The 11,472-nt window shown below is 67.2% G+C and carries 8 protein-coding genes; 2 read left to right on the top strand and 6 right to left on the bottom strand.

Going from position 1 to position 11,472, the window contains the following annotated elements; translation table 11 throughout:
* Window positions 1–62: 62 nt before the first annotated feature.
* Together ACQR50_RS12015 and ACQR50_RS12010 are read right to left on the bottom strand one after the other, a co-directional pair.
* The gene (locus ACQR50_RS12015; RefSeq protein ID WP_056434085.1) at window positions 63–752 is read right to left on the bottom strand and encodes a response regulator transcription factor; all 690 of its coding nucleotides are present in this window, start codon (window positions 750–752) and stop codon (window positions 63–65) included.
* Complete coding sequence (locus ACQR50_RS12010; protein WP_056434084.1) at window positions 721–1,149, bottom strand: hypothetical protein; 429 nt, start codon at window positions 1,147–1,149, stop codon at window positions 721–723. The genes ACQR50_RS12015 and ACQR50_RS12010 overlap by 32 nt, the downstream gene beginning before the upstream one ends.
* 323 nt (window positions 1,150–1,472) lie before the next feature.
* Here ACQR50_RS12010 and mprF point away from each other — a divergent pair, with 323 nt between their 5' ends.
* On the top strand, window positions 1,473–4,052 hold the full coding sequence (mprF, locus tag ACQR50_RS12005; protein WP_428968495.1) for a bifunctional lysylphosphatidylglycerol flippase/synthetase MprF: 2,580 nt from the start codon (window positions 1,473–1,475) through the stop codon (window positions 4,050–4,052).
* Window positions 4,053–4,249: 197 nt separating this feature from the next.
* Here mprF and ACQR50_RS12000 read toward each other — a convergent pair whose 3' ends face one another.
* Complete coding sequence (locus ACQR50_RS12000; protein ID WP_428968494.1) at window positions 4,250–5,305, bottom strand: N(4)-(beta-N-acetylglucosaminyl)-L-asparaginase; 1,056 nt, start codon at window positions 5,303–5,305, stop codon at window positions 4,250–4,252.
* 354 nt (window positions 5,306–5,659) lie between these two features.
* Between ACQR50_RS12000 and ACQR50_RS11995 the strand changes: the two genes are divergently transcribed.
* Window positions 5,660–8,752, top strand: coding sequence for a TonB-dependent receptor plug domain-containing protein (locus ACQR50_RS11995; protein ID WP_428968493.1), 3,093 nt, complete (start codon window positions 5,660–5,662; stop codon window positions 8,750–8,752).
* Window positions 8,753–8,955: 203 nt separating this feature from the next.
* Here the strand turns inward: ACQR50_RS11995 and ACQR50_RS11990 are convergent, their stop codons facing one another.
* Genes ACQR50_RS11990 through ACQR50_RS11980 form a run of 3 tightly spaced genes read right to left on the bottom strand, consistent with a single transcriptional unit; the run spans window position 8,956 to window position 11,419 of the window.
* Window positions 8,956–9,897 (bottom strand): Gfo/Idh/MocA family protein, encoded by a 942-nt coding sequence (locus tag ACQR50_RS11990; RefSeq protein ID WP_428968492.1) that lies wholly within the window; start codon window positions 9,895–9,897, stop codon window positions 8,956–8,958.
* A gap of 5 nt (window positions 9,898–9,902) precedes the next feature.
* On the bottom strand, window positions 9,903–10,532 hold the full coding sequence (locus ACQR50_RS11985; RefSeq protein WP_428968491.1) for a 2-dehydro-3-deoxy-6-phosphogalactonate aldolase: 630 nt from the start codon (window positions 10,530–10,532) through the stop codon (window positions 9,903–9,905).
* Entirely contained in the window at window positions 10,529–11,419 is an 891-nt protein-coding gene (locus ACQR50_RS11980; protein WP_428970696.1) for a 2-dehydro-3-deoxygalactonokinase, read from the bottom strand. Before ACQR50_RS11980 ends, ACQR50_RS11985 begins: the two co-directional genes overlap by 4 nt.
* Between the last annotated feature and the right edge of the window lie 53 nt (window positions 11,420–11,472).

Here is an 11,472-nt window from a genome sequence, read left to right as displayed (position 1 = left end):
CAGCTGCAGCGCGAAGACCAGCAGCGCGAACCGCAGCGTGGTCGAGCGGAGGACCGCCGGTGCTATTTCTCGACCCCCAGCTTATAGCCCGAACCGCGCACCGTGTGGAGGAGCGGGCGGGCGAAACCTTCGTCGATCTTCTTGCGCAAGCGGCTGATATGCACGTCGGTGACGTTGGTGTTGGGGTCGAAATGGAAATCCCAAACCCCCTCCAACAGCATGGTGCGGGTCACGACCTGGTCGACATGCTGGAGCAGATATTCGAGCAGCCGGTACTCGCGCGGTTGCAGGTCGATCGGCTTGCCCGCGCGACGGACACGATGGGCAAGCAGGTCCATCTCCAGGTCGTCGCACACCAGTTTGGTCTGGGGCGCATTGCCGGTGGTCCCGCCGCGCCGGATCAGCAGGCGGACGCGCGCCAGCAATTCGGCGAATACGAAGGGCTTGGTGAGGTAGTCGTCCGAGCCGGAGGTCAGGCCCGCCACCCGGTCCTCGGGCGAGGACAGGGCCGACAGGATCAGGACCGGCGATTCGATCCCCGCCGCGCGGATCGCGGCCAGCACCGACATGCCGTCCATGCCGGGCAGCATCCGGTCGAGAATGATGCAGTCATAGGTGCCATCGGTCGCATGGAACAGGCCGTCGCGGCCATTGGCCGCATGGTCGATCAGAAAACCTTCTTCCCGCAAGCCGTTGGCGATGTAATCCGCCGTCGAGCGGTCATCTTCGATCAGCAAAATCCTGTTGGCCACGCTGTCCTCCCGAGCCGCTCCTTAGCAGCGTGATCGTGAGGAGGCCATGGTCGCGCGCGACCTGAAGGCGCATGGGCGTGTCGCTGGCCAGCGCGGCCTCGTCGCGCAACATGGCGAAGGACGTGGCTGGATGGCCGTCGACCGACAGGACCATGTCGCCGACATGCAGCGGCGGCTTGACCAAAGCGGCGGCATCATCGTCGACATCGCTGCGCAGGCTGGTGACGACCAGGCCGGGTCGCCCCTCCGCGACGGGTGCGAAGGTCGCGCCGTACAGCGTCGAGGGACGGTGCGGCCCGGCATGAAGCGGCATATGCCCGACCAGCAGCGCAAAGGCCGCTCCGCCGATCAGCGCCGCCATCCCGGCGCTCCAGCCGACGATCCGCAGGCTTTTCATCGCGGCCCCCGATCGCGCACGTGCCGCCCCGGCACGGGGAGGGCCAGCCCTGTTTTCGCGACGGAGAAAGGCGATGCGTTCACGTCACCGTCCTACCCCACACCACCTGAGGGAAGGGTGGGCGAAGCATGACGCTTCTGTAATGAAGGGCGGGATGAGTGGATGACGAACTTGTCATGGCCCCGTAAGGCGGCGGGGGCGGCAACGCTTCTATGCCGCTGTCCGGCCGGGGTATCTGAGGGCCGAAAAGCAAGTGAGATGGACGCGAGTGGGGCGGATATGACAGGCGGTCGGATCATGACGATCGCGAGATGGGCGGCCCGGTGACGACGCATTCCAAGCTGGCGTCGATGGTCGACCGGGTCCTCGCCTATGCCAAGGCGCGGCGGGGTTATCTGGCGGCGGGTGCGGTCCTGCTGCTCGTCGCGCTTGGCCTATCGGCGCTGCATCACCTGACCCGGACGGTTCGCCTCAGTGACGTCCGCGCCGCTTTCTACGCGATCGACCCGCGCCAGATCATGGTGTCGGTCGGCTTCACCGTCGCCAGCTATATCGCACTGACCTTCTACGACGTGATCGCGCTGCGCGTCATCGGGCGGCCTTTGCGCTGGCGGACGGCGGCGGTGGCGTCCTTCACCAGCTATACGCTCAGCCACAATCTGGGGCTGGGACTGCTGACCGGCGGATCGGCGCGCTACCGCGTCTATGCCGCGGCCGGGCTGGACGGGCCGGACATTGCGCGGGTGATCGCCATCGCCAGCGCGACCTTCTGGTTCGGGGTGTTCACCGTCACCGGCCTGGGGCTGTTGTTCCATGAGGGGCCGATCACCGTCGAGACTTTGGTTCTGGGCCAGGGCATCGTCCGCTGGCTGGGCGGTGCGGTGGTGGCGGGGGCGCTGGGGCTGATCCTGCTGTGCGCGTTACGGCCCGGGCAGCGGATCGGCTGGCGCGCGTGGAGCGTGCCGCTGCCCACGCCTGCGCAAGCCGTGGCGCAGATCGGGATCGCCTCGCTGGACCTCGCCTGTGCCAGCTCGGCGCTGTTCGTGCTGCTGCCGGGCGCGTCGATCGACCTGCTGCCCGCCTTCCTGCTCGCCTATGCGCTGGCGATCATCGTCGCGCTGGTCAGCCATGTGCCGGGCGGCATCGGCGTGTTCGAGGCGGTGGTGCTGGCGACGGTGCCGGTCGACCGGACCGCGCTGTTCGCCGCGCTGATCGCTTATCGCGTCCTTTACTACCTCGCCCCGCTGGCGCTGGGTATCGCGCTGCTGGCCTGGGACGAGGTGCGGCGGCGGCCGATCCGGGCGCTGCGCGATCTTCGCCGGGTGCTGCTGGGCATCGCGCCGACCGTGCTGAGCGCGGCCTGTTTCGGCGGCGGGGCGATCCTGCTGCTGTCGGGATCGCTGCCCGCCATTCCGCAGCGCGTGCACCAGCTCGTCCATATCATGCCGCTGCCCTTTATCGAGGCGTCGCACTTCGCCGCCAGCCTGGTCGGCACCGGCCTGTTGCTGCTGGCGCCTGGGCTCTACCGGCGGCTCGACGGGGCGAGCCTGGCGGCGCGCGCGCTGCTGGTCGCGGGGGCGGTCTTCTCGCTGGCCAAGGGTATCGATTATGAGGAAGCGGCGGTCTGCCTGAGCATCGCGCTGCTCCTCCAGATGAGCCGCAAGGCCTTTTACCGGCGCACCTCTCTGGTCGCACGGCCGCTGTCGCCCGCCTGGCTTTTGAGCGTCGCGGTGGTGATCGTCGGAACCGGGTGGATCGGCTTTTTCGCCTATAAGCATGTCGATTATCAGGAAGCGCTCTGGTGGCGGTTCGCGCTGTCGGACGATGCGTCGCGTTTCCTGCGTGCGGGGCTGGGCGTGGCGGTGATGCTGGCGGGGGCGGGGCTGTGGCGGCTGTTCCTGGCGGCCCCGCCGGGCGAGACGGACCATCCGGCGATGGAGCAGGTGCTCGGCGTGGTCGAACAGGCCGAGCGGACCGACGCCGCGCTGGCGCTGCTGGGCGACAAGCGGTTCCTGTTCTCGCCCGAGGGCGATGCCTTTGTGATGTATCAGGTGCGCGGCACCAGCTGGATCGCGATGGGCGATCCCGTCGGCCCGCGTGCCGCCTGGGCCGATCTGTTGTGGCAGCTGCGGACGATGGCGGATGCGGCGCAAGGCAGGCTGCTTCTCTATCAGATCACCCCCGAAGGCCTCGAGATCGCGATCGAGATGGGGTTGCAGATCATCAAATATGGCGAAGAGGCGCTGATCGATCTTTCGACCTTCGCGCTGGAGGGCGGCCGGATGCGTGGTCTTCGCCAGACGCTCAACAGGTTCCGCACGCGCGAAAACGCCAGCTTCGCGATCCTGCCTGCCGCCGACGTGGCAACGATCCTTCCCGAACTGAAGGCCGTGTCCGACGACTGGCTGCTGGAAAAGGGGCATGGCGAAAAGGGGTTCAGCTTGGGGCGGTTCGATCCGGCCTATCTGGCGCTGACCGATTGTGCGGTGGTGCGGGTCGAGGGGCGGATCGTCGCCTTTGCCAATATCTGGAAGTCCGGGGATCGGCGCGAGCTGTCGGTCGACCTGATGCGCCATGTCGAGGACGCGCCCGGCGGGGTGATGGACTATCTGTTCGTCGAGCTGATGCTGTGGGGGCAGCGGCAAGGCTATGGCCGCTTCGCGCTGGGTCTGGCGCCGCTATCGGGTGTGGACGGACGGCGGCTGGGGCCGACCTGGGCGAAGATCGCGGCCTTGGTGTTCCGGCATGGCGAGCGTTTCTACGGCTTCCGGGGCCTGCGGGCCTATAAGGAGAAGTTCCAGCCGGAATGGGCGCCGCGCTATATCGCGGGGCCGCGCGGGCTGGGACTGGTCAAGGCGCTGCGCGATCTGAACGCGCTGATCGCCGATGGGGGTGAGGGGTAACTGATCCTCCCCGGCACGGGGAGGGGGTGTGGGGACTTTGCCTTGCCCCCGGCAAGGCAAGATTGTGCCGGGGGCACAATATCGTCCCTACACCGCGAAGCGGTGGTGGAGGGGGCGTGCGGCAAAAACTATCCCTTGCGGAAGCCCCCCTCCGTCAGCGCTCTGCGCTGCCACCTCCCCGTGCCGGGGAGGATTGTTCAGGCCTTGAATAGCGACGGGGCCTTTTCGACCCGCGTCTTTCCGGCCGCATCCGTCACCGCATAGGTGAAGCCCGGCAACAGGCAGAAGGCCCCGATCCGCCCGCGCGTATCCATCGCCAGGAAGCCGACCTGCACGCCCTTGATCGCGTCGCCGCGCAGCGAGGCGATATGCCTGGCGGCTTCCTCGCATGCCGCCTGCGGGCTCATGCCGTGGCGCATCGAGGCGACGACGCGCGCGGTGCCGACGGTGCGGGTGACTTCCTCGCCCAGCCCGGTGGAGGTCGCACCGCCCACGCCGCGCTCGACATAGAGGCCCGAGCCGACCTGCGGCGAGTCCCCGACGCGCCCGCGCATCTTGAACGCCATTCCGGACGTGGTGCAGGCGCCCGCCATCCGCCCGCTGGCATCGCGCGCCAGCATCCCGATCGTGTCATGGTCCAGCGCGCCGCCCGGCGTGCCGGGCCGCCCCGCGCCGTATGTGCCGGTCTCGCTATTGGCGACGGGCTTGTAATTCTGCGTCTTCAGCCAGTCGCGCCACGCCTTTTCCGCTTCCGGGGTCAGCAGGTTGACGCGCGGAAAACCCCGGTCGCGGGCGAAGCGCGTCGCGCCTTCGCCGACCAGGAAGGTGTGGGGGGTATGCTCCATCACCGCGCGCGCAACCGAGATGGCGTGAACCGTATCCTCCAGCGCGGCGACCGCGCCGACGCCGCCTGCATCGTCCATGATGACCGCGTCGAGCGTCACATGCCCGTCGCGATCGGGATAGCCGCTATAACCAACCGAATGATTGTTCGGATCGGCCTCCGGCACCATCACGCCGGCCTCGACCATATCGATCAGCGATCCGCCGCTGCGCCCCTTGGCGAAGGCGGCGTCATTGGCGGGGGCGCCGAAGTCCCAGGTCGACACGATGACGGCATCGGACCCGGCGCCTGCCGTCGCCGCCGTCTTGGCCAGCGCGCGTACCGGCGCGACGAGGCCCGCCCCGATCCCGGCCCCAATTCCAGCCAACGAGGCGATGCCGCCCAGAAAAGCGCGCCGTTCGTCCTGCATGATATGCTCCATCCCCGACGGGTCGTCTCGACCCCGTTCTCGGGGGCGGATACTGCGGGGGGAAAGCGAAAGCCGCAAGGGGCAGGGCAACCGATATGGAACCACTTGGTCGAATCAATGATAGAGAACGTTGGTTCGGCCCAGCAAACGTGTCTCGACACTGTGTCGAAACATTTCCTGAGCTTAACCCAAGACATTGAAATCGTTTTAATTTGTGTCTTTCGGGTGACACCGGCCCATGAATGTAGCGATGGGTGATGCATAGGTATGCATTAGGTATTGACCCTATGGGCCAAACACATTGTCCTTTCCCTCTACCCGGCATCCTATCGGCCGGGATGAAGGGGAGACCTCATGAGAATCCAGCAGTCCGCATCGTGGTTGGCGCTTTCCGCCGCCTCCCTGATGCTCGTCGCACCCGCCGCCGCGCAGCAGGTCGGATCGACCGCCACGCAGGACGGCGCCACCCAGGACGACAACACCGACGCCTCGATCAGCGCCGACGCCGCGCAGACCCGCTCCGCCGCGATCAGCGGTACGCCGCAGGCGTCGGGCGGCGGCGAGGTCATCGTCACCGGCACGCGCATCGTCCGCCCCAATCTCGCCTCCGCCGCGCCGATCACCTCGGTCACGCGCCAGGATATCCAGGCCCAGGCCCCGCTGAACGTCGAGGAGGTGCTGAACCGCCTGCCGCAGGTCGCCCCCGACGCCCAGTCCAACTACGCGGACTCGGACGGTCGTCAGCGGATCAAGCTGCGCAGCCTGGGCTTCGAGCGGACGCTGGTATTGGTCGACGGCAAGCGTCTGGGTACCCAGAACGGCCAGGACACCGGCATCATCCCGGCCAGCCTGCTCGAGCGTGTCGACGTCCTGTCGGGCGGCGCCTCGTCGGTCTATGGCTCGGACGCGATCTCGGGCGTCGTCAACTTCGTCCTGCGCAAGGATTTCGAGGGGCTTCGCCTCGACGGCAACTATAATTTCTACAATCACAACAACACCAGCAACATCGTCACCCCGATCGCCAGCGCGGCCGGGTTCGGCAGCCCGCGCGGGCTGACCAATGACGGCGGGCGTTCCGACATCACGGTGACGGCGGGCAAGAAGCTGCTCGACGACCGGCTGAACGTGTCGGGCTTCTTTAACTATCGCCAGGCCGACCTGGTCCAGAACGGCGCGCGCTCCTATGCCGCGTGCCCGGTCGCGCAGCTGACCAAGGACTCGACGCTGTCCTGCTCGCCGCTGTCCACCTATTCGCGCAGCGGCTTCGTCTCGCCCACCTCGGGCCCCAACGCCAATGCGCAATATGTGAACAACCCGGACGGCACGCGCAGCTTCGTCCCCTGGGGCCCGGGGGCGGGCAATGCCGCCAACCCTTATGACGACGTGTCCTTCCAGCGTGCGAATGAGCGCTATACGGCGGGCGGCTTCGTCAACCTGAAGATCGCGCCCGAGGTGGAGATCTATGGCGACGGCATCTGGTTCCGCGACACCTCCGAGAACCCGACGCTGCGCCGGGTCTATTCCTACACCGTCGCGGGCACCACGCCCTATCAGGTGAATTGCGACAACCCCTTCCTGTCGGCAGGACAGGCGGGTGCGTTGGGCTGCACCGGCACGACCGGCTATGTGCCGCTCGACGTGCGCTATCGCTTCGACGGACAGCCCGCCCAGGCGGACCGCTTCGTCAATATGGGCTTCCGTGCGACCGGCGGCGTCCGGGGGAAGATCGGCGAGGCCTGGTCCTATGATGTGGGCGGCGTCTATGCCCGCAACCAGCAGGACTGGTATCTCGGCCCGACGTCGCAGAACGACCGGGTCAACCGTGCGCTCGATGTCGTCAACGTCAACGGCACCCCGACCTGTCGCTCGGTGGTCAACGGCACCGACCCGTCCTGCGTCCCCTTCGACGCGTTCCGGGCGGGGTCGGGCAGCAATGCGCTGACCAACTATCTGTTCTCCAGCGGCGCCACCGGCCAGCGGCGGACGATCACCCAGCTGTTCGACGCGATCGCGGTCGTGAACGGCGACCTGACCACCTATGGCATCAAGAGCCCCTGGGCCGAGGACGGCCTGGCCGTGTCGCTGGGCACCGAATATCGCAAGGACCGGCTGATCTCGACCGCCGATGCGGGCTTTGTCGACCAGTTCGGCGATCAGGATGCCCGGCTGTCGCAGGACGTCTGGGAGTCGAATATCGAGCTTCAGGCGCCGCTGATCCAGAACAAGCCGTTCGCCCATCTGTTGCAGACCAATGGCGGCTTCCGCGTATCGAAGTACAGCTCCAACCCCAAGAGCTTCTCGACCTGGAAGATCGAGGGTCTGTACGCGCCGGTCGCCGACATCACCTTCCGCGCCTCGTACAACAAGGCGCAGCGCGCGCCGACGGTGATCGAGATCCGCCAGGCGACCCAGGTCAATTTCGGCCGCAACACGACCCTCGCCGATTTCTGCGCCCCCGTATCGCGCACGCTGCCCGATGGCACCGTGACGACCACGCCGCTCGGCTCGCGCGAGCTGTGCAGCAAGACCGGTCTGGCCGACAATCTGTATGGCAGTGCCTCGCTGCTCTGCCCGACCGAGGGGTGCACGACGCGTTCGGGCGGCTTCACCGCCGATCCCGAAACCGCCTATACCCTGACCTATGGCCTCGTCGTGAAGCCCAGCTTCATTCCGGGTCTGGTCTTCTCGGTCGACCGCTATCAGGTGCGGATCGTCAACTCGCTGGGCTATAACGGCGCGGATTATTATCTGCAGGGCTGTCTGGCGTCGAACGGCGATCCGTTCTTCTGCAACGGCATCGTGCGCGATCCGGTGACCGGTTCGATCGGCAATGCACCGGCGGGCAATCCCTCGACCGGCTTCGTGCGGCAGGGTACGACCAACTATTACCGCACGCTCGCCAATGGCTGGGACTTCCAAGGCCAGTATTCGCTGGACCTGAACGGCGCGGGCCGCCTGGACTGGGGCTTCAACGGCTCGCTGTCGACGCTGGCCGGTGGTCAGGACTCGCCGCTGCGCAGCCAGTATAACTGTGCCGGTTACTTCTCGAACGGCATCTCGTGCGGGCAGCTGGTTCCGAAATGGGCGCACACGCTGCGCACCACCTGGACGACGCCGGACCGGACGTTCAACGCCTCGTTCAACTGGCGCTATACCGGCTCGCTGACCACCGCGAACAATTCGGGCAATGCCGATATCGGCGGCACACCGGAGCGGTTCCAGAACACGTTCGCCCGCATCGCGCCGCAGAGCTTCTTCGACCTCGCGCTGACCTGGAACATCGCGCGCAAGTTCGCTTTCCGGATCATCGCGAACAACCTGTTCGACAAGACGCCGCCGATCATCCCGAACTCGTACCAGGTCGCCCTGTCGCGCTCGAACACCGCGCCGCAGCGTTACGACGCGCTGGGTCGCCAGCTCGCGATCGGCACGACGATCACCTTCTGACCTTCCCCCGGCGGGGTGTTTCGGCACCTCGCCAACCCCTGAACTGAAAAGGCCGGTCGTCCATGCGGACAACCGGCCTTATTTTTTGCAAAGCGTTCACGTGGCCTTCGACTTCGCTCAGGCTGAACGGAGGTTGGGATCAATCCACCACCGCCGTTCGCACTGAGCGAAGTCGAAGTGCAAGGGACTGACCTAAACCCGGGTCACTCCACGAAGTCTTCCACCTCACGCCGCTTGCCGCGCATGAAGGCGTCGGCGACGTGGCGCAGCGGTGCGATGTCCACATCCGATCGGCCGCCCTGCACCAGTTCGGTGAAGCGCGCGTACAGCCCCGGATATTCGCCGTGCAGCCCCTCTTCCTGATGCGGGGTCGAGCCGTCGGGCAGGGTCAGCACCGCGCCGCCCTCGGCCAGCTTCAGCGTGCCGTCGGTCGTCTCGACCACGATGTCCCAGCTCTGATGGCCTTCCTGCCGCCAGTCGAGGTCGAGCGTAACCGGCGTGCCGTCCGTGGTTCGGAAGGCGACGTCGGCGGCGATCGGCGCGTCGCGATTGGCGGGGAAGTCCAGCGTCGCGCGCTCGATGAAGAAAGGCTGCGGCATGATATGCGTCGCGATCGACAGCGCGTTGATGCCCGGGTCGAACACGCCGAAGCCGCCCGCTTCCCAGATCCAGGCCTGACCCGGATGCCATTGGCGGACATCCTCGCGCCAGGTGATCGCGGCCGACGTCACCTTGCGGCTCGACAGCCATTCGCGGGCAGGCTCGACGCCCAGCGCGTAGCGCGAGTGCCAGCTCGCGAAGAGGGTGACGTTGGCCTTGGCCGCCAGTTCCTCCAGCACCGCCACTTCGGCCAGCGTCGCGCCCGGCGGCTTTTCGAGGAAGACGTGCCAGTTGTTCGCCAGCGCGGCGGCGGCGATGGCGTGGCGGACCTGCGGCGGGGTGCACAGCGCCACCGCATCGACCGTGATGTCGCTCTTGGCGAGTTCGTCGATGTCGTGGAAATGCGGCACGCCCTCGACCCCGTTGGGCGAGCGGCTGACGGTCGCGACCAGTTCGAAGGCCGGGTTGCCGGCGATGGCGGGGACATGCTGGTCATGGGCGATCTTGCCCATGCCGACCAGGGCGAGACGGATCGTGTCGGTCATCGGTATCAGCGTGCCTTTTCGATATAAGCGCGCGCCGACACGGCGACATCCGCCGCCGGCTTGTCCGCGCGATAAAGGTTGGAGCCCAGGCCGAACCCGTCCGCGCCGTGCGCGCGCCATTCGGCCATGTTGTCGGGGGTGATGCCGCCGACCGCCAGCACCGCGACATCGCGCGGCAGGACGGCACGCTGCGCCTTAAGGAAGGTGGGCGAGGCGCCTTCGGCCGGGAACAGCTTCAGGCCATGCGCACCGGCTTTGAGGGCCGCAAAGGCCTCGGACGGCGTGAAATAGCCGGGCAGCGAGATCAGCCCTTGCGCGACGCTATGCGCGATCACCTCGACATCGGTGTTGGGCGAGACGATCAGGGTTCCGCCCGCCGCCTTGACCTGGTCGACCTGGTCGGTGGTCAGCACGGTCCCTGCGCCGACGATCGCCTTGTCACCGACATGCGCCGTGATCGCCGCGATGCTGTCATAGGGTTGGGGCGAGTTGAGCGGCACTTCGATCAGGGTCAAGCCCGCCTCGACCAGCGCGTCGGCGACCGGGATCGCCTCGTCGGGCGTCAGGCCGCGCAGGATGGCGACCAGCGGGCAGGCGGCGAACGCCTTGGCGAAACTCTGGGCGGGGTCGGTCATGACAAATGCTCCCGAATGGCGTGAAGTCCGGCAAGGAAACCGGCATGGCTGTCGAGCGCGACGACGGTGCCGCCCCGCGCTTCGATCCCGATGGTGTAGAGGTCGGCGAGCAGGCCGCTCGATAACAGATGGACGGTGCCGCCCTCGATATCGGGCACCGCGCCGGTGTCGCTGCCGATGAGGAGCCCGCTGGCATAGGCCGCCGCGTCTTCCGCCGCGATCCGGCCGAGCAGCACCGAGGCCCGCACGCCGAACAGCGCCGCGGTCAGGTCGCAGGCGCCGCTGCCGCGCGCCAGGCCGTCGCGAAAGGCGGGGCCGTCCGCGACCGGACCGTCGAGCATGCCGGCGAGGATGCCATGCCCCTTGACCAGTGCGAACAACTCGCCGGTCATGGTGGTGGCGAAGTCGGTGATCCGGCTCCCCGCGACATGCACCCATTTGTTGTGCGTGCCGGGCTGCGCGAACAGCGCGTCGGCAGGAGCGAGGCCCGCCGCGACGGCGCCCAGAACCTGCACCTCTTCGCCGCGCATGACGTCGGCCCGCGTTTCGGTCAGCAGCGAGACGCCGGGGACGATGGTGACGTCCGCTTCCTCGATCCGGGTCGCGGCCTGCGCCAAGCTGGCGAGATCGGCGGGGGCGGGGACGTAAGCCGCCTCGCGCCAGCCACGTGTCGAGCCGACCATGCCCGCCGCGATGACCGGCAGTTCGCCGAAACGCGCGCGGATCGCGGCGATTTCAGCCGGATAGTCCTCCGCCTTCATCGCCAGCACGCCGCGGTCGTCGCGCACGGTGTCCAGCATCGTGCCGTCGGCGGCGATGACATAGCAGCGCCGGTTGGTCGTACCCCAATCGATCGCGATATAGGCGGGCGTCACGTCTGATGGCACGGCAGGCACGGCCCCTCCTGAAATTTTTCTGGGCAGATTTGTAGGACAATATG

This window comes from Sphingomonas sp. Xoc002 (assembly GCF_050408055.1).
GTDB lineage: Bacteria > Pseudomonadota > Alphaproteobacteria > Sphingomonadales > Sphingomonadaceae > Sphingomonas > Sphingomonas yabuuchiae.
The sequence above is the reverse complement of the archived record's forward strand: the minus strand, read 5'-3'. Positions and strand labels throughout refer to the sequence as shown.

Bases quoted from the DNA above. Each gene is read 5' to 3' on its own strand.
- ACQR50_RS11985 (WP_428968491.1), bottom strand. From the start codon at position 10,532: ATGACCGACCCCGCCCAGAGTTTCGCCAAGGCGTTCGCCGCCTGCCCG.
- ACQR50_RS12010 (WP_056434084.1), bottom strand. From the start codon at position 1,149: ATGAAAAGCCTGCGGATCGTCGGCTGGAGCGCCGGGATGGCGGCGCTG.
- ACQR50_RS11990 (WP_428968492.1), bottom strand. From the start codon at position 9,897: ATGACCGACACGATCCGTCTCGCCCTGGTCGGCATGGGCAAGATCGCC.
- ACQR50_RS12000 (WP_428968494.1), bottom strand. From the start codon at position 5,305: ATGCAGGACGAACGGCGCGCTTTTCTGGGCGGCATCGCCTCGTTGGCT.
- ACQR50_RS11995 (WP_428968493.1), top strand. From the start codon at position 5,660: ATGAGAATCCAGCAGTCCGCATCGTGGTTGGCGCTTTCCGCCGCCTCC.